The sequence below is a fragment of the Ochrobactrum sp. Marseille-Q0166 genome (assembly GCF_014397025.1).
GTDB lineage: Bacteria > Pseudomonadota > Alphaproteobacteria > Rhizobiales > Rhizobiaceae > Brucella.
Genome location: NZ_JACJUO010000002.1, coordinates 857501 through 880785, shown reverse-complemented (window position 1 = coordinate 880785; position 23285 = coordinate 857501). Strand labels below are relative to the sequence as shown.

The following is a 23285-nucleotide window of genomic DNA, read 5'->3' as shown; positions in this document are numbered from 1 at the left end:
GATGATTATCCAGCACACGCTCGGACTGAGCGGACTTGCCGCAGCCGCCCTGTTCATCTTCGGCCTGAAGCGCATGTCGTCGCCGGTAACCGCCTTGTCGGGAATCGTCGTGGCTGGCGTCGGCATGATTGTCGCGGTCGCCGCAAGCTTCCTCGCAGTATTCGATGTCACTGAGACGGTCCGCCCGTATCTCGGCGTCAATATTATTCTGGCGCTCGCTGCCCTCGCACTCGGCGGCGGCTGGGCCTGGCTGCGCGGCAAGAAGGTCGAGATGACCGCGATACCGCAGATGGTCGCACTCTATAATGGCATGGGCGGTGGTGCCGCGGCAGCGGTTGCGGCCGTTGAGTTGTCGGCGCGCGGTGCGTCGAACCCGGTGATCCTGGCTGTGACCGCCGCCGGCGCGCTGATCGGCTCCATCTCGCTTACCGGTTCTGTGATCGCCTGGGCAAAGCTCGATGGCAAGATCAGGAAGCCGTTCCGGTTCAGGGGGCAGCGTCTCGTCAACGGCGCCTTGTTCACCCTGACGCTCCTGCTCGGCATCGCGCTCGTCATTTTCTTTGACAGTCCGACGTTGCCGCTTCTCGCCGGCTTGTTCTTCCTCGGTGCACTGGCCTTTGGCATCATGATGACCCTGCCGATCGGCGGCGCCGACATGCCGGTTGTGATCTCGCTCTACAACGCCTTCACAGGTCTTGCCGTGGGTCTCGAAGGTTATGCGCTTCAGAACCCGGCCCTGATGATCGCGGGCATGGTCGTGGGCTCGGCCGGCACGCTCCTCACCGTGCTGATGGCGAAGGCGATGAATCGCTCGCTGACCAACGTTCTGTTTTCGAACTTCGGAGATGCAGTCGTTGCGGGCGGCGACGCGACCCACGGAGAAATGAAGAGCGCCGACGCAAGCGACGCGGCCATCGCCATGCGCTACGCCTCGAGTGTTGTCATCATCCCCGGCTATGGCCTCGCCGTCGCGCAGGCACAGCAGAAGCTCTACGAATTCGTAAAACTGCTTCAGGCAGCTGGTGTGGATGTGAAGTTCGCCATCCATCCGGTAGCGGGTCGCATGCCCGGGCACATGAACGTGCTGCTTGCTGAAGCCGGGGTCCCCTATGACATCATATACGACATGGAAGACATTAACGCTGACTTCACCAATACCGATGTCGCACTGGTGATCGGAGCGAACGACGTCGTCAATCCGGCGGCTCGCACCGACAAGTCATCGCCGATCTATGGCATGCCTATCCTCAATGCCGATCAGGCCCACCAAGTCTATGTTGTCAAGCGTGGCCAAGGCAAAGGCTATTCTGGTGTCGAGAACCTTCTGTTCTTCCAAGAAAATTGTAACATGGTCTACGGCGATGCGCAGGCCGTGCTGACCCAGATGGTCCAGGCCGTGAAAGATCTCGCGGCCTAATCTTCATTCGCAACCCAGCCACCATTCACGAAGGAGAATGAACATGGCTTATGCAACCATCAATCCTTATACCGGTGAAACCGTCGCGACGTTTCCCGACGCGACTGACGCGGAGGCAAAGACGGCCCTCGACAACGCGGATGCTGCATTCCTCAAATGGAGGGAAACCTCTTTTGGTGAGCGGGGCCGTATTCTTCAGAAGGCCGCCGACCTTCTGCGCCGCGACAGCGATGCCTATGCTAAACTTCTGACGCTGGAAATGGGCAAGCTCTTCGCGGAGGCCAAGGCGGAAGTCGAGCTCTCGGCCAAGATCTTCGAATATTATGTCCGCAATGCCGAAGCCTTGCTGAAGCCGGAGAAGCTCCCGGTGCTCGATCCCGCTGAAGGCGATGCGGTTCTGGTGCATGAGCCGCTCGGCGTGCTGCTCGCCATTGAGCCATGGAACTTCCCGTACTATCAGATCGCCCGCATCCTGGCGCCGCAGCTTTCTGCCGGCAACACGCTGATCCTCAAACATGCCTCCAACGTACCGCAGAGTGCTGCAGCGTTCGAAAAGCTGATGGCGCAGGCCGGACTGCCGGAAGGCTGCTTCAAGAATCTCTATGCAACGCGCGACCAGATCAACATGATCATTAACGATCCGAGGGTCCATGGCGTGGCGCTGACCGGATCGGAGGCAGCAGGTTCCATCGTCGCGGCGGAAGCCGGCAAGGCTCTGAAGAAATCAACAATGGAGCTCGGCGGCGCAGATGCCTTCGTCGTGCTCAAGGATGCCGATCTCAAGAAGACCATTGACTGGGCCGTCTTTGGTCGTCACTGGAACGGCGGACAGGTCTGTGTGTCGTCCAAGCGCATGATCGTCGTGGACGAGGTCTATGACGCATTCCTTGACGGTTATCGGAACGGAGTGGCGAAGCTAGTCGCTGGCGACCCCTTTGATCCTAAGACTACGCTCGCACCGTTGTCTTCCCAGAAAGCCGCAGACGACATCAAGGAGCAAATTCGCAAAGCGGTTGGTCACGGAGCCAAGGCCGAGGAAGTCGGCCTACCTGTCCCCAACCAGGGTGCCTTCGTGCAGCCAACCATTCTCACCGATGTGGGAGAGGACAACCCGGCCCGCTACTGGGAGTTCTTCGGTCCGGTCTCGATGCTGTTCCGCGCGAAAGACGAAGACGATGCGGTTCGCATTGCCAATGACTCGCCCTTCGGTCTCGGCGGCTCGGTGTTCACGGCGGATGAAAAGCGCGGCTTCGAGGTCGCGAAGCGAATCTCGACCGGCATGGTGTTCGTCAACCATCCCACGAAGGTGGAAGCGGATCTGCCGTTCGGTGGTGTTCGTCGATCGGGTTACGGGCGCGAACTGCTCGGCCTTGGATTGAAGGAGTTCGTGAACCACAAGCTGATCGATGTGGTCGATATCGACGCTCACTTCTGAGTACGCATCAACCTGACATGGCAGTCCGTCCACTTCAGACTGCCATGTCGAAATTCAATTCAAGGAGAAGTATCATGTCAATGGACAGCAAGAAAATGCCGCGCTTGTTGACTTGAAGGCCGATAAGCTGGGACTGTGAAGAAGGAGGTAGAGACGCTCGGAAGCAAGGCCAGCACTTTCTCTGCCGATGTCAACAAGCGGGATAACGGCTACGCCGTGATCAAGCACACCGAACAGGAACTCGGCGGCTTCGACGTAATGGTCAACAATGCCGGGATTGCCTCTTTCCCTCCTAAGCCTGTCATCGCGTGACCAGTCGGCGATTGGTTTATACATAAATCGAAGTCCGTCTTGGAGTTGGAGCCGATCCTGAACTGGGTGGAGCGTCAAACCATTGGAAGGGCTATAAAAACAACAAAACCCGCCGCTGGTGCGACGGGTTTGTTCGTATTGTTGGTTGCGGGGGGCTCGCAACCACCGATACCGACATTCGCTACAAGTGCCTGTTTAGAAAGACATATCGCTGTTTCTTTCTATTTCTCGGCTACGACGATTCTTGTTATTTCGAACGAATATGGCAGATATTCGACTGCTACGGATTTTTGATAATAAGCGAAATAGGTCTTATCGGAAAACCAACGAAGCACTTAGAATGTAAAAAGCGCCACACTCCGACGGGGTCCATCTACGCAGCTCTCCAGACCGGGTTTAGGATGAGGGCGGCAATCTCTGCCTTATCCTGCGGAAGGAAGTGCCCGGAGTGCTAAACCACAGTCGTCGGCGTGTCCTGGATGGCATAACTCGTGTGCTCATAAGAGCCGGTTTGCATTAGAATATCCTTGGCCAGCATCAACGCCCGGCTGTGGCCATCAGACCGAACATGCACTAACATTCCAAACGGATCACCCCACGGGGGCAAGTCAGGAGGCGGCAGGAATGCACATCGGTGTTCCAGCGACGGGATCTGCAATAATGATAGCGGCAACCCCGAAAACATGCTGTACGATCTCAGCCGTCATCACAACGCTGGGGCGACCGGTAGCCACGATCTTACCTTTCCTAAGCATGACCATGTGGTCCGCGTAGCGCGCGGCCTGGTTGAGATCGTGCAGCACGGCAACGACTGTCTTGCCGCGCTCAGCAACCAGGCGGCTCACCAACTCCATCACCTCGATCTGATGAGCGAGATCGAGAAACGTTGTGGGTTCGTCGAGCAGTAAGATGGGGGTCTCCTGCGCAAGCGCCATCGCGATCCACGCTCGTTGGCGCTGGCCGCCGGACAGGCTGTCGAGCGGTCGCCCAGCTAGGTCTTGCATCCCGGTCAGCAGCAGGGCCTCCTCGCAAACCGCATCGTCCCGTTCGGACCTGCGGCCGAACAGGGAAAGGTGCGGATACCGGCCCTGCCGGACCAAATCCAGCACCGACAACCCTTCCGGCGCGACCGGCCCTTGCGCCAGCACGCCTATGCGTCGTGCGATTTCCCTTGCCGAAAATTCGGCTATGGGCCGCCTGTCCAGCCGAACTGTGCCAGCCATGGGCGCAAGCAGGCCGCCAAGCGCGCGCAGGATCGTCGACTTGCCGCTACCGTTCGGCCCGATCAACGCGGTGAAGGCGCCGCGAGGAATTATAAGGTCGAGATCTTTTACGACCACTGCGCGGCCATAGGCGACCGTAACGCCTTCGGCAGCGAGGTCTATGTTTCCGTTTACGTCAGGCCGGGACATGACGACGCCCCCATAGCAGATATGCGAAAAAAGGTGCGCCGATCAGCGCGGTTACGATCCCGGCTGGAAGCTGGGCCGGGGCGATGATCGAGCGACCTGCAAGGTCCGCCGCCACGACCAGCGTTGCGCCGATCAAAGCCGACACGGGGATCAGCCTTGCATGGGCCGGACCGACAATTCGGCGGGCTATATGCGGCGCGACCAACCCGACGAAGCTGATCAGCCCGGCGGCGGCGACGGCCGCGCCGGACAGAAGCGCACAAAGCAGGATCATCAGTCCTCGAACGAGGTTGACGCGCTGTCCAAGACTGCGCGCGGCATTGTCGCCAAAACGGATCAGGTCGAGTTGCCGACTCGAAATCATCGTCACCGCCAAGGGTGTGACAAGCCAGAGTGTGAGGACATACACTCCCATCCAATCTGCGTGATAGACGCTGCCAGCGAGCCAGATCATGGCGCGCTGCACGTCTCCAACCTCGCCGAAGGCGGTGAGAAAGGTCGTGGCCGCGCCCGCTAGTGCGGAAAGCCCGATGCCTATTAGGATAATGCGCAGCGACGAGGTGCCGCCATTGCGCCATGACAGCATGTAGATTGCAGCTGCCATCCCGCCTGCGCCAGCAAAGCCAGCCCAGGGCAAAAGCTGGATCGGTGCATTGTCGAGCGCCACGATGACGATCATGGCTGCAAGAGCCGCGCCGGCATTGATGCCGAGGATGCCGGGTTCAGCGAGCGGGTTGCGCATCACAGCCTGTGCTATTGCCCCGGCCACGGCAAGAGCTGCACCGACCAGTGCGGCGAGCAATGCGCGTGGCATGCGCAGGTCGAGCACGATCATCTCGACCTGTGGATTGATGCCCGCTGGCTGTGTCAGAACCGACAACAGATCGCTAAACGATACGGTATGATCGCCATAAGCAAGAGAAGCGGAAATACCTGCCAGAAGCAGCAACGAGAGAGAGACAATGCGGATCATGAGGCACCGTCCACGCGGCGGCGGGCGATCCATATGAAAAACGGTGCGCCGACAAGCGCCATCGTCACCCCAACCGGAAAGCTCTGGCTGGCAAAAAACGTCCGGCCCACCGTGTCCGCCACCACGATCAGCAGTGCACCGCCAGCCGCGCTGAACGGGATGATCCAGCGGTAGTCGACACTGACCGTCATCCGTGCAAGATGCGGGACGACCAGCCCGACGAAACCGATGGGACCGGCGAGCGATACTGCACCGCCAGCAAGCAGAATGACTATAACAACGGCGAGACCACGCCACAGGACTGGGTTCTGCCCGACAGATTGGGCGACAGTTGTTCCCAGGCTTAATGTCATGAGATGGCGGCGAAAGATCAGAGCTGCGGCCAAGCCCACGAGAATATAGGGTGCTACGGCGGTCACCTGAGCCATAGTGCGGCCGGTAAGCGAACCGGCCGTCCACAGCCTCACGGCGTCGAGCGTGGTCTGGTCGAAAATGAGGATCGCAGTGGCCAGCGAGGTGAGGAAGGTGGCCAGCACAGCCCCGGCCAGCACCAGCTTGAGCGGCGTCGCACCGGCAACTCCGGCCGAGGCCAGCGCATAGACCACAACGGCCGTCAAGCCCGCGCCGCCAAAGGCGAACCAGATATGGGCGTTGCTCGATCCTGCCCCGAGCACGGATATCGCCACGACCACGGCGAAGGATGCCCCGGCATTGATGCCAAGCAGACCGGGCGAAGCGAGCGGGTTGTTCGTCATTGCCTGCATGATCGCGCCTGCCACCGCCAGCGCGGAGCCAGCCATAAGCCCGGCCAGCACGCGTGGCAGGCGCAGCGTCGTCACCACCAGATGCTCGCGCGAGCCATCGAACGCAAAGAGCGCCGCAAGCACATCCGCAACCGCAATGCGCGACGTGCCCAGCGTCACGGACCAGACCGCCAGGCTCGCCGTGGCGAGACACAGCACCGCGAGCGATGAGGCCCGCATCGAATCTGCACGGCTATCGTAACAGCCGGTCACTGTGGTTCCTGTCATCCGCCCCTCGCTCACGGCCTGTTCAGGACATAGCGTTCGATGTCGTCGAGAACCCGATGGGCAGAGGCAATACTGTTAAAGCCAAACCATGCCCCCTTCTCGACACGATACGCATGTCTTTCCTGCACTGCAGGAAGCATCTGCCAAAACGGATTGCCGATGGTCACCGCATTCAGTTCCTCGTCCTGGCCGGGCGCATTTCCAGCGGCGACCACGTAGAGAAGAATATCGCCGTTCAAGGCTTTTAGCTCCTCCCAATCCGGGCGCTTTAGCACCGCGTCATCCTCAGTCGTTTCATAGGCGGTGCGTCTTATACCCGCCTCCCGGAGGACGGCGTAGGGCGCATAGGCCGACGGACTGTCAAGATAGACATGAAAGCCATGTGGTGCGACTCTGATTGCTGAGACTTCGACGTCAGCAGGCACGCGAGTGCGGATAGCGGACGCACGCGCCTCGTAAGCTTTCAGAAGCTTGGCACCCTCATCTGAACGATCAGCAACATCGGCTAGCAGGAGGAAGTGTTCCTTCCAATTTGCTGCGTCGATCAGAGCTGTCGGTGCGATCAGGGAAAGTTTATCGTAGAATTGGCCATGGAATTGCGCCTCACCGACAATGAGATCCGGCTTGAGGCTGATTATCAACTCTAAATTGGGCTGACGCGCGTTGCCGATGTCCTTAATAAAGGCGTCTGTCGCGCGCTCGCGCAATTCTGCGTCCGGCGCCGCCATCAGCGGCGCGCCAACGACCGGAATATCCAGTTCTAAAGCCATTCCCAGATTATAGAAATGGTCGAGGACAACCACGCGCTGAGGCTTTTTGGGCACACAAACCGGGGCTTCATAGACGTTCTTGGCTATGGTTCTCCCATCGCACGATGCCCACGCTGGAATAGCCGCCAACAACATGCCCAAACTCATAAGAAGCGACCGAAAAATTTCCATCTTAACTCTCATCATCTTGGCTGTGGGAGATGCCGTCATGCTGAACAGCATCACGATGTCTTCAGAATTTCGCCTTAACATTCAAGCCGAAACTACGTCTTTGGCCCAGGGTCGCCATCCTGTCTGCTTCGAGATAAGTCAGGTATTCTTCGTCAAGAAGGTTTTCGGCAAATGCATTGATCTCCCAACCGTCCAGCCGATAGCCAGCCTGCGCGTTTACGATCGTTCTGGAACCGACGAAACTGTTGGGCGTATTTGCGGAGAACCGAGCCATGTACGAAGAGGTGTATTTTGCGTCTCCACCGACATAGAAGCCGTTCTCAAACTCGTAGCGACCACCCAGGCCAATGGACCACTCCGGGGCTTCCGGGAACGGGAAGCCGGGTAGATCGATCGTGTCGGCCTCACTTTCCCGGTCAAACTTCGTATTGAGATAGCCGAGTGCAAGGAATGTGGAGAGCTGATCCGTAACCTGCCAGGTTGGCTCGATTTCGAAGCCATAGGCGCGCGAGCCTGCGGCATTCGCGATCCTGTTGGTGAGGTTCGCGAAGTCTTCAATGTCCACCTGCTGGTCTCTGTACTGGGTATAGAAGAAATTGGCGTTCAACCTGAGACGATCGTCCAGCCAGCTTCCCTTGTAGAAGATTTCATAGCTATGCGAGCTTTCCGGGTCATAGTTATACATGACCCGGTTGACCGTATCGTAAGCAATGCCGCCATTGCGAAAGCCCTGCGAATAGGAAAAACCAACCGTATGATCGTCGCCGAAATCCTTCGATATTCCAATCTTCGGAACAAAATTCGTTTCCTCACCGCTTCCTGAATAATCCGTTATACGGGGATTATTCGGAGAGCGTGAATCGCGCATTCGATAGAAATAGTCCGTCGACTGCTTCGTGTAATCGATACGGCCTCCGGCTGTGAGGTGCCAACTCGGAAAAAATTCATATGTAGCCTCACCGAACGCGGAAAGATTTGTAATTTTCCTGTGATCGTCCTGAAACTGGTTATAGAAGCCAAGTGTTCCATCATAGCTGTTGCTATAATTCTGATGGCTTCCAAAGACGCCGCCGACCCATTTCCATCTTTCGCCCTGATAGTTCAGGCGAGCTTCCTGGGTAAACAACGTATTCTTTCGATCTCCTATGAGTGTATTGACCTCGCCTGGCGTACCCTCATTGATGGAAGGGCGCTGATGAATGTCATGCGTTACGCCGGTTTGAGAGGTGAACCGCAACGCATCGGAAAAGTCATGCGTGATTTCCAGACCCACATTGTGGACTTTGGTGGAGCGAACCTCTGTGTAGATCGGCAGATAGTAGTCCGCCCTTTTATCCTCCCATCGGAAGCCCTGGCCCGGCCCGCCAATATTTCGTTCGGTGGGCGCGTCATGTGCGAAGGAGTAGCTGAGCAGGGCTTTTGTGTCGGGGAGTTCAGCGGGCGTGAACAACATCTTGCCACGGATGTTGTAGGTAAGGTTCGTCATGAAATCGTCGTAGCGATCAAAGCCTGTGAAGGATGGGGCGTTGAGATCGCTCTTGCTGCGCTCGAACGAACCGGCGATGCGCATGGCGATCTGGTCTTCAAGAAGCGGCGTGTTTACCATGAAGGCGGTACCAGCCAGATGATCGTTTCCGACGGTTGCAGAAACTTCTGCCTCCTTTTCGAAGGTCGGGTCCTTTGTCTTGATATAAATTGCACCCGCCATCGCAGCGCGACCGCTCAGTGTCGATTGAGGTCCTCGATAGACCTCCACCTGCTCGACATCCCATAGACCGCGCGCACCGCGTCTGGTTCCTTCGGTCGACTGCAATACTCCGTCGACATAAAGTGACCCGATAGGATTTGCGCCGGTATTAAAACCCTCCGAGTTCACGCCGCGAATGACGAAACCGCCGTTAATCCAATCAGCATCCATGACATTCGCCATGCGACGGAAGGAATCGCGGTAGTTGCGGATCTGGCTGTCCTGGATCTCTTCAGCCGTAACGATCCCTACGCTTGCGGAGGTGTCGTTCAAGCTCGTCGCATCTCTCGCACCATAGATGGTGATGGGGTCGAGCATCGTAGCGCCGTCAGCCGATAAAGGCGCAGAGTTTTCGACCGCCACCTCGAAGACTTGTACCGTCGTCGGGTTGCTGAAACTGTAGCCAAGGCCGGTTCCGGCGAGCATGGTTGCCAGTGCCTGCTCGGCGCTCATCCTACCACGAACCGGATTGCCGGTAGCCGATATTGGCCGGTTTTCGCGGAACACGACGGAAAGTCCGGCAATGCGACCAATATCGTTAACGGCCTGCGGCACGGGCTTGGCCTTGATGTCGAAGGTGAATTGACCCTGCACGACCTGCTGCGCTTGTGCTGCCGCGATTGAAGCGCTGCTCGCCGCCGTCATCAGCGCCGCCGCCAGCGCGAATGTTACCCCTCGTACCCCTTGAGCCGTCATATCTGCCTGTCCCTGTTGCTCTCGAACGTTGGAGAGCACGGGCGGCTATTTGCCACTCTTCATCATGCTCCTAGTGCGTTCACGCTCGGCACGGGCAATCGGGGAACCTCCGAACGCATTTTTTTTGCACAGAGGTTTGAACCACGCCGGGATTCCAACCGGAAGTGGCGCTACGGTCCAATGACCGTGAGGCGTCCGGCAACCGTCGTCATGCGGAAGCCGAGACTGGCCTGGAGCGAGGCAAGCGCGACGTCGGTGTCGGCAAGCGAGATGCTACCGGTCACACGCTCTTCCGCCAGTCGCGACGTCGCGATAACGATCCGCCCGCGGCGATAGCGCTGGATTTCACTCACTACGTCTGCCAGACTTGCGCGATAGAAGACGAAGCGGCCGTCGCGCCACGCAAGCTCGTCATCGACGTTCACGTCCTCGACGGAAGCGACGCCAGCGGCACCGAAATGGACCTGCTGACCCGGCGCGAGCCTCGTGGCTTCAGGATGTTCGTTGGTCGTCACCTCGACGACACCACGCTCCAACGTCACAACGCCGCCATTCTCCAGCAAGTGAATACCGAAGGCGGTGCCGTGAACGCGCACCTCACCGTTTCCCGCCTGGACGACAAAGGGAACGTCTGAACGCGCAATGTCGAAGAACGCACCGCCGCGCAGAAGACGAACACGCCGCTCCATGCCCGTAAAGTCCTCGTCAAAGGCGCTGTCGGCGTCGAGTAATACGGACGAACCATCCGAAAGCGTGATGCTGCGGCGCTCTCCACGTGCAGAGTTATAGTCGGTGCGCATGTCCTCAAAAATATTCGGACGCTCCAGCCATATGCCGCCGGCGAGTATGGCGACGAGGATGACGCTTAAAGCCGAGAGCCTACGAAAAGTCTTCTTATGTGCCTTGGCCTTATCGATCGCCTCCAGATAGATGGCGAGTTGGTCGGCCTCCCGCTCCGCGAGCCGCTGACCGGGGTCTTCCGCTGCTTGCCAGGCGGCCTCGATGGCGCGATAGGCGTCATAGTGGGCAGAATCCGCCCGAACCCACTTCTCGAACGCAGCCCGCTTTGCGGTGGTTGGCTGCTCCAGCAGCGAGACAAACCAATGTCGGGCTTCTTCGCGAAGCTCGGCTTCGGATCGGTTCTGCGGTGGCTGGTTGGCTATACGCATATATCTTCCGGGGTCGCTATCCGCATGCCGCGCACTTGGGCGGGCCTCGCATGTTGCCTACTATCCGTATCTGACACACAAAGCAAAGCCTGAGGACAATCTATTTGATCTCTTCACAAACAGCGACAGCGCGTGCCATGTGCTTGGTAACGGCGCGCCGGGATATTCCGAGCACTTCAGCGATTTCGGAAAAGCTTCTGCCGTGGACGCGGTTAAGAAGAAAAATGTGCCTCGTGCGCGTCGGCAATGCGGCCAAGGCGTCATCAATGCTGCGCAGCTCCTGTCGCGCGGAAACGACATCATCGGGGGACGCGGATGGTGCGGCATATTGTTCAGGCACAAAGCCGCCGAAGAACTCACTGCGCCTTCGCTCCGCCCTGATGTGATCTATCGTGGCGTTGCGCGCGCTGCGCGTCAGGTAGGCAGCCGGTTCAGCGAGACGCCCGGCAGTTCGCTCCCAAAGGCGGAGGAAGATGTCGTGAACAAGATCGCTTGCAGTGCTGGAGCAACCCAGACGGCTACCGATCTGCCGCTTCAGGCGTTCGTGTTCGGCGATATAGAGCGCCGCTATTTCGTCTGTCTTTCCGTTCATCGGACCAGCAATGTTCGACTTTGCCGTGCGTCCATGTGGCGGTATGACGGCTTGTCAGATCCATACAAAGGCAAAAATTCTCTTGCAAGTGCAGATACTTAGATTGCTTCCAGCAAAGCGATGCGATGCGGCGCATAAAGTTGCATACAAAACTCATGTTTACTCTTGATTTTGTTACTTGATTCACTTCTGTATCAGCGGAAGATGGAGCTACGTGGTGAACGCGCGCAACAGGAAGAATCTGCAACGATAGTTGCATTTACGCAACAATTCAGCCAGCCGACTCGCTTCCTGTATCGCGGCCGTGGGCCTCGCCGGAGATGGACGCGTACCTGAGACGCATGACGCGCAGCAACTCGGCATTCCGGTCCGCCGGCTTCTTCAGCACGCATGTCTCGCAAAGCGTTCCATCTTCCACCGTGTAGTAACGGCAGCACCCGCCGCGCGCACGAAAAGTCCAGGTCAGCAACTCACGCTGCCGTTCGTCGCGCAAGGTCAGGTCGAAAAAATGAAGCTGACGGTTATAAAGCGGCGACCCGGGATACTTGAGAACAGTCATTGCCGTCGCTTTGGCTTCTTCAAGGCACCCGAAGCGCCGTCCGGCATCAAGGAAGCAGGCAGCGATGGCGTCCGCAACCAAGCGCCAGAGCGCATTGCTCGACAGGCCGGACCTGCTGGCAAGCTTTTCCACTAGCGGCCGGACATGATCCTCGACGGAGCGGCGGTAGAAATCGCACAGACCGTCATGATGCATCAGCTGCCACGCATCAACCTCACTCTCTTCCCTGTCTGTCCAGAAGGCTGGCGATAGAAAGCGGACATGAGCGCGGCGCACCTCGAAGGTTCGGCCGTCGTGCTCCAGTGGAGCGGTGTAGAATTGCATCGCGTATTGCCGCGGCGACATATCGGGCACGATGCCGAAGCCGGCGAAGAGCGGAACTGTCGCCAAGGCGAAGACGTAGCAATAATCAACCATCATGGCAGCCGCGCAGGTCTTGCGGTCGGTGTCCTGATGAAACGAGCCTTCATAATGAAGATATTCGTCGATTGCCGCGTCGTCCGCGAAAAACGCATGGGCCGTAATCCATCCCGGTTCAGGATCGCCCAAGTTCGTCCGCACCTCTGGCCACATGGCCGACCGGGCGGCGAGCGCCTTCAACTGAGCATTAGTAGAAAAACCATTTTTCACCTGCATTTACTTTTATCCTCGCACCGTTTTGCTTGCATCGTCAAACTGGTACAGAATCCCGTTGATCGCAGCGGCAGGGAGCGCTAGCCTATCCGGCACTACTCCTCTTATATTGACGAACGAGGATCAAAGTTAGGGAACCACTTTCCTAAAGCACTGTGAAATATAATGACGCGACGCGTCTCAGATGTTGACTCGAGTGGGCAACAGACAGCACATGTTTCCTGATTGATAGACGATTTCAATGTCTCTCTCGAATTTTTGAGCGTTCCCCAGAATTTCAGATGAGACGAAACGTAAAGCGGCCCGACCATAGTCATAGGCGTCTTGGTCAGGTTTTAATGCTGATTGACAGCAAGCTCGTGGAACGCCTGAAACGAACGTGTTGCAAAAATCCGTTCGGTACGGAGCAAGCCTTAGCCTTGGACCCACACCCACTTGTGTGGCGATGGCTTCTAATTGCTGTTTAAGAGAGAACGCTTTTGTTAGGCTCAGGACTCATTGGTTTCCGAGCCAGAAGATGACGGCTGCTGCGAGATCTATTGCTGCTCGGAACACAATCGGGCAGCGATCATAACGGGTGGCAATTCTGCGCCAGTCTTTCAGTCTTCCAAACATGATTTCGATACGATTGCGCCGCTTGTATCGGCGTTTATCATACTTGATAGCCTTCTTGCGGTTTTTGCGCCCCGGGATGCATGGCTTTATCTCTTTGTCTTTTAACTGTTTTCTGAACCAGTCTGCATCATAGCCTCTGTCAGCAAGAAGCCAGTCGACCTTCGGTAACATCTCGATTAAGACTGCAGCTCCTGTATAGTCGCTGATTTGTCCGGCCGTGACGTGTAACCTGATGGGACGCCCCTGCGTGTCGGTGACGGCGTGCAATTTGGTATTCATGCCACCGTTCGTCCGACCGATCAGGCGTCCATCGCCCCCTTTTTTAACTGTAGGCTTGAAGCCGTGCGGTGTGCTTTCAAATAGGTCGCATCCATCATGACGGTCTTTCCGGCCGGCGACTTGGAAGACAGGCCTTCCAATATTTGAGCAAATATCCCCTTGAGACACCAACGGTTCCAACGATTATAGAGCGTTTTACAAGGCCCGTATTCCCGAGGGGCATCACACCACCGTAACCCATTGCGAAGAATGAATATAATTCCACTCAAGACACGCCTGTCATCAACGCGCAGATGGGTGTTGTCACGTTAACAGGGCTTGAGTTGCCTGCCTGACGGGGTTGGCGTAAATTTTGGCAATGCAGTCATCAGATATCAGCTTCAAACGTCACCGTTTTCCGCCACAGATCGTTGCTCATACGGTGTGGCTTTATCTTCGGTTCAACCTTAGTCTGCGTGAAGTTGAGGAAATGCTGCTTGAGCGTGGTATCGACGTGTCATACGAAACAGTTCGTCGTTGGATCGCCAAGTTCGGACCACAGATCGCACGCAACTTGCGGCGGCGTCAGGCGCGCCCCGGCGATATTTGGTATTTGGACGAAGTGGTCGTCAAATGCGCTGGAGAGAAATTCTGGCTCTGGCGTGCGGTGGATCAAAACGGCACCGTTCTCGAAGAAATCTTGCAGAAGCGGCGTGATAAAGGGGCGGCAAAGAGGCTGCTCGTGGCGTTAATGAAGCGCTATGGCTTTGCTCCCAAACGGATCATCACCGATAAGCTCCGCTCAGGTGTTGTCACGTTAAGTTTCTCTGACCGGAAAGGTCAGCGGCTCGTAGATATTCAGTCGACACCGGCCGCAATTTTCCATGCATCGAAAGCTTCGAGGCGATGGTATCGAATTGTTTGTGCGGCTCGGCGGTGAGACGGAACTGAAAAGCAATTGCGGGTAGCTGAGTGCATGGTGACGAACCTTTGCAACATGCCTGGTGATCTGTGGCCTTGCATGGTTCGTTCCCGTTTTCGAATAGGCAGATGGCTATTCTCGGCTCGATTATTGAGGCCCTTGTGCGACCAATGATCAATGCCGGGTGCCACTTCAGCTTTTGCTGCACCGTATGAGCGGAGCTTATCGGTGATGATCCGTTTGGGAGCAAAGCCATAGCGCTTCATTAACGCCACGAGCAGCCTCTTTGCCGCCCCTTTATCACGCCGCTTCTGCAAGATTTCTTCGAGAACGGTGCCGTTTTGATCCACCGCACGCCAGAGCCAGAATTTCTCTCCAGCGCATTTGACGACCACTTCGTCCAAATACCAAATATCGCCGGGGCGCGCCTGACGCCGCCGCAAGTTGCGTGCGATCTGTGGTCCGAACTTGGCGATCCAACGACGAACTGTTTCGTATGGCACGTCGATACCACGCTCAAGCAGCATTTCCTCAACTTCACGCAGACTAAGGTTGAACCGAAGATAAAGCCACACCGTATGAGCAACGATCTGTGGCGGAAAACGGTGACGTTTGAAGCTGATATCTGATGACTGCATTGCCAAAATTTACGCCAACCCCGTCAGGCAGGCAACTCAAGCCCTGTTAACGTGACAACACCCTCTAATCGGCTTTGACAGTTATAACAGACCCTGGTGTATCTTGTCTGTTTTTCTTTCGCCTATTACGACGGCTGCCTGTGGCACGAAACGGTCATTCGCTGTCGTAAAAATTGGTCGCTAAACTCTGACTGGTGCGACAAGATTAAGCAACTTTCCGATGAGGATAGCGCGCCTTCAGTTCGGCCTCAGTTCCACGTTCCCTGATGAGGTGCGTGCTCTCAACAGTTCCGACGGCGGTACGATTTGGTAGCGCCAACGGAGTCACCACCGGCCGCGCCATGATGGAGTCAATCGTCAAGTGTGATTGCATGCACACCTCCTCTTACGGAGAGCCTAGCGAAGCGCACGACGCGGTTGAATTGCCTAGTCGGTATACGTGCCAGATCGACGCTGCAAATCACCCGGAGAATGCTCGTCGTTCGGTGAAAGCCATTTCGAGAGGAGGCTTGCTTGTGGTGACAGGTTCGCAAAATCACGTGCGCACAGGTGTAAATTCCGAAGCGCCCAATCATCTGCCAGCGGGATCGAACGGAGCCTGTTTCTGAAAGAGACGGTGCGAACGACCGCCTCCGGGATAATGGCCACGCCAATACCATCAGCTACAAAACGGCACACCACTTCCGGGGTCGCCACCCGAATACGAAATTTGAGATGCCTCCCCAGACGGGCTGTTTGGCGAATGAGATGCTCCTGAAGGGCATTGCCCGCAGACAAGCCGACAAAGGGTTCATTGAGCACCTGGTCAAGCCGTAATGATCGCAGCCCGGCGAAGCGCTCGGCATTGCGCGCTGTAATCACTGTGAGTTGGTCCGTGCAGAATATTCTCTGATCTAGATTGGAGAAGCCGGCCCACGATGCGGCGATCCCAAGATCGACCGCACCGGACGCAACCATTTCGACCACAATGTGGCTGGGTCGTTCCTCAAGCTCGACATCGATAGCATGATGACGAGCAAGGAAACTCGAAAGGAGCTCTTGTAACGGGCCTGTGGCGGCGCCCGTATTTGCCACGAGTTTAACGCGTGCGCGAAGACCTGCGGCATGGGCGCCGAGGTCGCCCGCCATGATCGCGATCTGGTTTTGGATTGTGCGGGCGTGATGTACCAGGGTGTCGCCAGCGGCAGTCAGTTTCACACCTCGCCGCTGACGATCCAGCAGACGAGTACCAAGCGTCTCTTCCATGCCCTTGACGCGAGCGCTCGCAGACGCGAGAGCCAAACCGGACAGCGCCGCAGCAGATGTGATGCTGCCGGTCTCCGCGATGTGCAAGAACAGTCTCAGATCGACTAGATCGTATCGCATGCTACCTCCCAGCCTTCGGCCAGAACGAAGGCTGGCCAAGCGAATCCCAGATTGTCAAGCGCCCCTCAAAAGGTCAAGTTTCAGGTAGGAGAACAACAATGAAGACAAACGAGATTCAACCGGGTGGCCATAAACTTTTGACGCTGGAGATTGCTGCGCTGGGCCTCGCGGCGATAATCGCCGCTCAATCGCTGATCCAAGGGGGCCTCTGTACCTTAATTCCCTCTGCCCGAAACGAGCAACTGAATGCTGCCGGCACAGCCGTTCATGACGACATAGAAGACGCGATAGAGGACATGCTCCTCCATGATTGACACAATCGCCGGCATGCTAATGGAGGCCAACGAGTCGCTTCTCTCATCCCCAAAGACACTGGCCATCGTCGGGCTGGTGTTCATCATGGCAGGCTTTGTCAAAGGCGTCGTCGGCATGGGCCTGCCAACCGTCGCCATGGGCCTCCTGTCGGTGGTCATGGTACCCGCCCAGGCGGCGGCGATCCTCATCATTCCCTCGTTCGTGACCAACATCTGGCAATTACTTGCAGGTCCTTCTTTCCGTGCGCTACTTAGTCGCTTTTGGGCAATGATGATTGGTGTCGCGGCCGGTACAATCGCAACATGCAGCATGTTGACGAGCGGCGCTCACGGACTGGCGTTGCCAGCGCTAGGGATCGCGCTGATCATCTACGCTGTTCTCGGTCTTGCGCAGTTCAGATTTCAGGTTAGTCGGGCGAATGAACGATGGATGTCGCCTGCCGTTGGCCTGCTAACAGGTCTTGTCACCGGCGCCACCGGCGTCTTCGTCATCCCGGCGGTGCCGTACCTTCAGGCTCTTAACCTTGAAAAGGAGGACCTGATACAGGCGCTCGGCCTGTCTTTCACAGTCTCTACGATTGCTTTGGCCGCCGCCTTAATCGGTGGACCAGGCCAGCAGGGAACTTCTGTCGCTCTATTCGGCGGATCGGTGCTGGCCCTGCTCCCAGCGCTGGCGGGCATGTTCCTCGGACAATGGCTAAGGGCGAAGATGAGCATCCAGACATTTCGGAAGGTCTTTTTCTTAGGGCTTCTGATACTTGGGTTCTACCTTGCGGCAGAACCAATCATGTAGAACCCTTCCGCCAATCCACCGCTCGTTCGCAGGCTCAGGCGAAAGTCAACTCAAATCCGCTCAGCGCAACGCCGTCAAGCCTAGTAGACTACTTTTCACCGGGCTTGATCGTGTAAGCTTTGGTGATCGTCCCCCTCGTGATGACTTCTCCGGCCCTGATCGGCGACACATCACCCTGAGAATGCAGAAGCTTGAGAAAAGTCGCAACGGCTGTTAGCGGGCTGCCTAGCACGTTTCGCCCATAGCCTTTCTTTTTTGACTTCTCCATCACAGGAGAGTTCGAGCGAAAAGGTTTCAAGGCCCGAGGGAAGTGAGCGCCTCCACCTCATCAAGGCCGAGCATCTTGACCTTACCCCCAAATGCGGCCTTTGCCTTGCCGTTATCGAGACAGGTATGTCCAGCGGTCACGAGCAGGATGATGCGGTCGCCCACTCGCATCGACAGGGTTTTGGCGATCTGGGCAAGCGCCACACCATGAACAGTCGCCGCCTCGGCAACGGTTGCTGTACTTGATGCAGCCTCAATGACCTCGATGTCGGGCGCCTGCGCCGCAAAAAAGCTTTCACTGTAGCAAGGCTCATAGACGGCTTTTTCAATAGTATACTTTTGGAATCGCCCGTTCCGGAACGATCTCGTGTAAGGTCTTTAGTGGCGGAATAGTATCAGAGGGCCAAGGATTTTGCTCCTGAACAAGCCACTTAATCGACTTCGTCCAGAAGCCGGGCCGATGCCGCTCGTGAAATAATCCGAAATGACCGATCGCCTCCTCGCCGAAATCGTGAGGCGTCAGCAAAACGTGGGTCTTCTCGGCCGATGTGTAATATTCGAGGGTTCGGTCGATGGCCTGTGGTGAGGCGATTTCATCGTCACTGATGCCGATTGCCAGAATCGCCGCCGTCACGGACGAGAATCGTGACAAAATCGCTGAGCGTTCCGCTGGAGGGTAGCTGTCCTCCATGCGCCGACGACGAAAGCTCCATTCCTTGGCAACGCCCGCTGGGAGATCCTCGAGCCAGCCAAGTCGTCGACCGGGGAAATATCCCAGGGCAAGTGTGAGCGCTGGCATGACAATGTGCCACTTCCAGAATAATCGAGACCGGTGGTGCTCGGAGTAATCGCGCCAATAGGCGTACTGCGCGCCAACCGTCATCATGCGGTCAATGATGTGAGAGCACGGGGATAGTCCCGGAAGAAAACCGCCGATCGAATGACCCACGACAATAATTCGCTCGCACCACTCTTGCGCTTCAACGAAGCGCAAGGCAGCGTCGAAATCCTGCTCCCCCCAGTCACGCCAACGATATCCGCATCTCCTGATCGATGGCGGACGCGATTGTCCGATCCCGCGATAATCGTAGGTTAGCACACGGAATCCTTGCTCCGTCAAAAAGCGCGCATAGCGATGATAATAGCGCGCGAGCACGCCGGTTGCGGGATTTATGATAACGGTTCCCAGCATCGAGTCAGACCCATCGCCCCACAGATGGCCGCGCAGGACGACACCGTCGCGGCACAATAATTCGAGATCCTCCTGTCTGGCTTCCGTCATGCTGGCACCCCACAAATCTTCGCTTTGAGAATTGCGGACTTTTGTCGTAATGTATATTCACTAGTTAGTATACAACAGGGTCAAGTGATGGACTCCACGCGCGATAAGATAATCAAAGCGGCATCGTCGCTGTTCTATAAACAAGGCATTCGCTCAGTCAGCGTGGATGCTATCGCCGAAAAGGCGGGCCTGACGAAGCGGTCGCTATACTACCATTTCAAAAGCAAGGACGACCTCATCGAGGCCTATCTCAAGGGGCGCGATAAACCAAACCTCGATACGTTCGAAAAGTGGTATGAGGAGGCCGAGGGCGACGCGGGACAAAAGGTTCGCGCTATCTTCACAAATCTCGCCCGATCAGCCCGCAGACCCAATTGGAAGGGTTGCGGCTTCTTAAGAACCTCCGCCGAACTGGTCACGATGCCCGGTCACCCGGCGCTCAAAGCAGCCAACCAGCACAAGGCAGGATTCGAACGCTGGCTGGGGGATCGGCTTGCAAGCGCTGGCGCATCTCATCCCAAAGGGTTGCCTCAGCAGATCCGGCTGCTGCTCGACGGCGCGTTTTCGGTCGTGCTGCTCAATCGCGATCCCGCTTATATGGAGATCGCAGGAGAGGCCGCGCAAACACTCGTTAAGGCCAGCCTGAACGAGGTCAATGTCTCGGGCGCGGATTAGGGAGCCGTGGGCGGATGGCGAGCTGGCCGAGGTGGTCCGGTATATTTCGCACTTTTTCGATCAGATCATAGAATTTACCTTCGATTACGTAGACCTTGCATCCGGGGTCTCGCCGAGTCCAGATTATGTTTTCCCTGCACCCTAGTCCGAAACGACTTCGATTTAATATGCTCCAAAGCTGTATTAAAGGTGTTGTCACGTTAACAGGGCTTGAGTTGCCTGCCTGACGGGGTTGGCGTAAATTTTGGCAATGCAGTCATCAGATATCAGCTTCAAACGTCACCGTTTTCCGCCACAGATCGTTGCTCATACGGTGTGGCTTTATCTTCGGTTCAACCTTAGTCTGCGTGAAGTTGAGGAAATGCTGCTTGAGCGTGGTATCGACGTGCCATACGAAACAGTTCGTCGTTGGATCGCCAAGTTCGGACCACAGATCGCACGCAACTTGCGGCGGCGTCAGGCGCGCCCCGGCGATATTTGGTATTTGGACGAAGTGGTCGTCAAATGCGCTGGAGAGAAATTCTGGCTCTGGCGTGCGGTGGATCAAAACGGCACCGTTCTCGAAGAAATCTTGCAGAAGCGGCGTGATAAAGGGGCGGCAAAGAGGCTGCTCGTGGCGTTAATGAAGCGCTATGGCTTTGCTCCCAAACGGATCATCACTGATAAGCTCCGCTCATACGGTGCAGCAAAAGCTGAAGTGGCACCCGGCATTGATCATTGGTCGCACAAGGGCCTCAATAATCGAGCCGAGAATAGCCATCTGCCTATTCGAAAACGGGAACGAACCATGCAAGGCCACAGATCACCAGGCATGTTGCAAAGGTTCGTCACCATGCACTCAGCTACCCGCAATTGCTTTTCAGTTCCGTCTCACCGCCGAGCCGCACAAACAATTCGATACCATCGCCTCGAAGCTTTCGATGCATGGAAAATTGCGGCCGGTGTCGACTGAATATCTACGAGCCGCTGACCTTTCCGGTCAGAGAAACTTAACGTGACAACACCATTGCGCGGCCTGATCGAGAAGATTTCGCTGACCCCGGGGCCGGAACGCGGCGAGATTTACGCGAGGCTTCACGGCGAACTGGGCACGATCCTCAACTGGGTGGAGCGTCAAACCATTGGAAGGGCTATAAAAACAACAAAACCCGCCGCTAGTGCGACGGGTTTGTTCGTATTGTTGGTTGCGGGGGCAGGATTTGAACCTGCGGCCTTCAGGTTATGAGCCTGACGAGCTACCGGGCTGCTCCACCCCGCGCCAGGGTTTTTATTATGAACCGGTTTGTTATTTTTGGCGAACTACGCGTTTTGTGACTGTTTTGTAATTATGAGAAGATGGATTGATTTGTGTGCTTAGCAGACCTGGCAGCGACCTACTCTCCCGTGTCTTAAGACAAAGTACCATTGGCGCTGGAGCGTTTCACGGCCGAGTTCGGAATGGGATCGGGTGCAGCCGCTCCGCCATAACCACCAGGTCGGCGAAGAACACAAATATGAGAAGCTGTTGTCTTTCGTGCTGTTATTTTCGCTCACGCCACATTCACTTTGTGAATGGCTGCGCGGGCGCGCCGAACATTCGGCGGCATACAGTCGTATGCTTATTGTCATCTTCGAAGTTTACTTCGCAAGGACAAAAGAGACATCGAACTTCGTTCGATGGATATTGTAAATGGGAGTGATCAAGTCGATCGAGCTATTAGTACCGGTAAGCTACATGCGTTGCCGCACTTCCACACCCGGCCTATCAACGTGGTAGTCTTCCACGGCTCTGATAGGGAATACTCGTTTTTAGGTGGGTTTCCCGCTTAGATGCCTTCAGCGGTTATCCCGTCCGTATATAGCTACCCTGCTATGCCGTTGGCACGACAACAGGTCCACCAGAGATACGTCCATCCCGGTCCTCTCGTACTAGGGACAGATCCTATCAATATTCCTACACCCACGGCAGATAGGGACCGAACTGTCTCACGACGTTCTGAACCCAACTCACGTACCGCTTTAAATGGCGAACAGCCATACCCTTGGGACCTGCTCCAGCCCCAGGATGCGATGAGTCGACATCGAGGTGCCAAACAACCCCGTCGATATGGACTCTTGGGGGTCATCAGCCTGTTATCCCCGGCGTACCTTTTATCCGTTGAGCGATGGCCCTTCCACGCGGGACCACCGGATCACTATGACCGACTTTCGTCTCTGCTCGACTTGTCAGTCTTGCAGTCAGGCAGGCTTATGCCATTGCACTCGACGAACGATTTCCGACCGTTCTGAGCCTACCATCGCGCGCCTCCGTTACTCTTTAGGAGGCGACCGCCCCAGTCAAACTACCCACCATACACGGTCCTGGACCCGGATAACGGGCCGCAGTTAGACATCCATATAGGTAAGGGTGGTATTTCAAGGATGACTCCACCATGGCTGGCGCCACGGCTTCAAAGTCTACCACCTATCCTACACATGCCGACACGAATGCCAGTGTAAAGCTATAGTAAAGGTGCACGGGGTCTTTCCGTCTAACCGCAGGAACCCCGCATCTTCACGGGGAATTCAATTTCACTGAGTCTGCGTTGGAGACAGCGGGGAAGTCGTTACGCCATTCGTGCAGGTCGGAACTTACCCGACAAGGAATTTCGCTACCTTAGGACCGTTATAGTTACGGCCGCCGTTTACTGGGGCTTCAATTCAATGCTTGCACATCTCCTCTTAACCTTCCAGCACCGGGCAGGCGTCAGACCCTATACGTCGTCTTGCGACTTCGCAGAGCCCTGTGTTTTTGGTAAACAGTCGCTACCCCCTGGTCTGTGCCACCCTCCAATAGTTGCCTAAAGAAGGGTCACGCTTCTTCCGAAGTTACGCGTGCATTTTGCCGAGTTCCTTCAACGCAGTTCTCTCAAGCGCCTTGGTATTCTCTACCAGTCCACCAGTGTCGGTTTAGGGTACGGTCTATATGCAGGAGCTATTTCCTGGAACCGCTTCGCTGCAAGATCAATCCAATAAGACCTCACAACACACGCAATCCGTCACTACCTGCAGGCCCACGAATATTAACGTGGTTCCCATCGACTACGCCTTTCGGCCTCGCCTTAGGGGCCGGCTAACCCTGCTCAGATTAACTTTAAGCAGGAACCCTTGGACTTTCGGCGAGGGAGTCTCTCACTCCCTTTATCGTTACTCATGTCAGCATTCTCACTTCCGATACCTCCAGGATGTCTCACGACTGTCCCTTCACAGGCTTACGGAAC

Annotated in this window: 20 protein-coding genes, 1 tRNA gene, 2 rRNA genes and 2 pseudogenes (1 of these 25 cut by a window edge); 8 read left to right on the top strand and 17 right to left on the bottom strand. The window is 56.4% G+C overall.

Going from position 1 to position 23285, the window contains the following annotated elements; genetic code table 11:
* Position 1 precedes the first annotated feature (1 nt).
* The 3 genes from H5024_RS15365 to H5024_RS21295 all read left to right on the top strand — a co-directional run bounded on the left by H5024_RS15365 (position 2) and on the right by H5024_RS21295 (position 3164).
* Positions 2-1417, top strand: coding sequence for an NAD(P)(+) transhydrogenase (Re/Si-specific) subunit beta (locus H5024_RS15365; RefSeq protein ID WP_187548014.1), 1416 nt, complete (start codon positions 2-4; stop codon positions 1415-1417).
* A gap of 43 nt (positions 1418-1460) precedes the next feature.
* Positions 1461-2852 carry an NAD-dependent succinate-semialdehyde dehydrogenase gene (locus H5024_RS15360; protein ID WP_187548013.1) on the top strand — a complete coding sequence of 464 codons (1392 nt, stop codon included), beginning with the start codon at positions 1461-1463 and terminating at the stop codon, positions 2850-2852.
* Positions 2853-2987: 135 nt separating this feature from the next.
* A complete protein-coding gene (locus tag H5024_RS21295; RefSeq protein WP_348770703.1) occupies positions 2988-3164 on the top strand; it encodes an SDR family NAD(P)-dependent oxidoreductase in 177 nt (58 codons plus the stop codon).
* A gap of 608 nt (positions 3165-3772) precedes the next feature.
* Here H5024_RS21295 and H5024_RS15350 read toward each other — a convergent pair.
* The 9 genes and pseudogenes from H5024_RS15350 to H5024_RS15310 form a co-directional block, all read right to left on the bottom strand.
* Positions 3773-4576, bottom strand: coding sequence for an ABC transporter ATP-binding protein (locus H5024_RS15350; RefSeq protein WP_187548012.1), 804 nt, complete (start codon positions 4574-4576; stop codon positions 3773-3775).
* Complete coding sequence (locus H5024_RS15345) at positions 4563-5549, bottom strand: iron ABC transporter permease (RefSeq protein WP_187548011.1); 987 nt, start codon at positions 5547-5549, stop codon at positions 4563-4565. Before H5024_RS15345 ends, H5024_RS15350 begins: the two co-directional genes overlap by 14 nt.
* A complete protein-coding gene (locus tag H5024_RS15340; protein WP_187548010.1) occupies positions 5546-6580 on the bottom strand; it encodes an iron ABC transporter permease in 1035 nt (344 codons plus the stop codon). Before H5024_RS15340 ends, H5024_RS15345 begins: the two co-directional genes overlap by 4 nt.
* Before the next feature lie 11 nt (positions 6581-6591).
* Complete coding sequence (locus H5024_RS15335; protein ID WP_187548009.1) at positions 6592-7521, bottom strand: iron-siderophore ABC transporter substrate-binding protein; 930 nt, start codon at positions 7519-7521, stop codon at positions 6592-6594.
* A 61-nt stretch (positions 7522-7582) separates the two neighbouring features.
* A complete protein-coding gene (locus H5024_RS15330; RefSeq protein ID WP_187548008.1) occupies positions 7583-9964 on the bottom strand; it encodes a TonB-dependent receptor in 2382 nt (793 codons plus the stop codon).
* 170 nt (positions 9965-10134) lie between these two features.
* Positions 10135-11133, bottom strand: coding sequence for a FecR family protein (locus H5024_RS15325; protein WP_187548007.1), 999 nt, complete (start codon positions 11131-11133; stop codon positions 10135-10137).
* Between the two features lie 100 nt (positions 11134-11233).
* Positions 11234-11725, bottom strand: a complete 492-nt coding sequence (locus H5024_RS15320; protein WP_187548006.1) for an RNA polymerase sigma factor — start codon at positions 11723-11725, stop codon at positions 11234-11236.
* Between the two features lie 271 nt (positions 11726-11996).
* Positions 11997-12920 (bottom strand): ferric iron reductase, encoded by a 924-nt coding sequence (locus tag H5024_RS15315; RefSeq protein ID WP_187548005.1) that lies wholly within the window; start codon positions 12918-12920, stop codon positions 11997-11999.
* A gap of 492 nt (positions 12921-13412) precedes the next feature.
* Positions 13413-14101: pseudogene (locus H5024_RS15310) on the bottom strand (IS5 family transposase); the annotation flags it as partial.
* A 68-nt stretch (positions 14102-14169) separates the two neighbouring features.
* Here H5024_RS15310 and H5024_RS15305 point away from each other — a divergent pair.
* Positions 14170-14595: pseudogene (locus H5024_RS15305) on the top strand (IS6 family transposase); the annotation flags it as partial.
* Positions 14596-14648: 53 nt separating this feature from the next.
* On the opposite strand, the gene H5024_RS15300 reads toward H5024_RS15305, so the two are convergent.
* Both H5024_RS15300 and H5024_RS15295 read right to left on the bottom strand, forming a co-directional pair.
* Positions 14649-15350: an IS6 family transposase gene (locus tag H5024_RS15300; RefSeq protein WP_187547999.1), complete on the bottom strand. Its 702-nt coding sequence runs from the start codon at positions 15348-15350 to the stop codon at positions 14649-14651.
* Positions 15351-15776: 426 nt separating this feature from the next.
* The gene (locus tag H5024_RS15295; protein WP_187548004.1) at positions 15777-16715 is read right to left on the bottom strand and encodes a LysR substrate-binding domain-containing protein; all 939 of its coding nucleotides are present in this window, start codon (positions 16713-16715) and stop codon (positions 15777-15779) included.
* Positions 16716-16813: 98 nt separating this feature from the next.
* Between H5024_RS15295 and H5024_RS15290 the strand changes: the two genes are divergently transcribed.
* Positions 16814-17029: a hypothetical protein gene (locus H5024_RS15290; RefSeq protein WP_187548003.1), complete on the top strand. Its 216-nt coding sequence runs from the start codon at positions 16814-16816 to the stop codon at positions 17027-17029.
* Positions 17030-17048: 19 nt separating this feature from the next.
* Positions 17049-17822 carry a sulfite exporter TauE/SafE family protein gene (locus tag H5024_RS15285; RefSeq protein ID WP_247875362.1) on the top strand — a complete coding sequence of 258 codons (774 nt, stop codon included), beginning with the start codon at positions 17049-17051 and terminating at the stop codon, positions 17820-17822.
* A gap of 88 nt (positions 17823-17910) precedes the next feature.
* Here the strand turns inward: H5024_RS15285 and H5024_RS21170 are convergent, their stop codons facing one another.
* The 3 genes from H5024_RS21170 to H5024_RS15275 all read right to left on the bottom strand — a co-directional run bounded on the left by H5024_RS21170 (position 17911) and on the right by H5024_RS15275 (position 19371).
* Positions 17911-18090 (bottom strand): hypothetical protein, encoded by a 180-nt coding sequence (locus H5024_RS21170; RefSeq protein ID WP_210309706.1) that lies wholly within the window; start codon positions 18088-18090, stop codon positions 17911-17913.
* Positions 18091-18116: 26 nt separating this feature from the next.
* A complete protein-coding gene (locus H5024_RS21290; RefSeq protein WP_348770702.1) occupies positions 18117-18293 on the bottom strand; it encodes a YbaK/EbsC family protein in 177 nt (58 codons plus the stop codon).
* 121 nt (positions 18294-18414) lie between these two features.
* The gene (locus H5024_RS15275; RefSeq protein ID WP_187548001.1) at positions 18415-19371 is read right to left on the bottom strand and encodes an alpha/beta fold hydrolase; all 957 of its coding nucleotides are present in this window, start codon (positions 19369-19371) and stop codon (positions 18415-18417) included.
* Positions 19372-19458: 87 nt separating this feature from the next.
* Between H5024_RS15275 and H5024_RS15270 the strand changes: the two genes are divergently transcribed.
* Positions 19459-20046, top strand: coding sequence for a TetR/AcrR family transcriptional regulator (locus tag H5024_RS15270; protein ID WP_187548000.1), 588 nt, complete (start codon positions 19459-19461; stop codon positions 20044-20046).
* A gap of 250 nt (positions 20047-20296) precedes the next feature.
* Entirely contained in the window at positions 20297-20998 is a 702-nt protein-coding gene (locus H5024_RS15265; protein WP_187547999.1) for an IS6 family transposase, read from the top strand.
* 229 nt (positions 20999-21227) lie between these two features.
* On the opposite strand, the gene H5024_RS15260 is transcribed toward H5024_RS15265, so the two are convergent.
* The 3 genes from H5024_RS15260 to H5024_RS15250 all read right to left on the bottom strand — a co-directional run.
* Positions 21228-21304: transfer RNA gene (locus tag H5024_RS15260), tRNA-Met, on the bottom strand.
* A 102-nt stretch (positions 21305-21406) separates the two neighbouring features.
* A 5S ribosomal RNA gene (gene rrf / locus H5024_RS15255) occupies positions 21407-21521 on the bottom strand.
* A 200-nt stretch (positions 21522-21721) separates the two neighbouring features.
* Positions 21722-23285, bottom strand: a 23S ribosomal RNA gene (locus H5024_RS15250); it runs 1358 nt beyond the window's last position.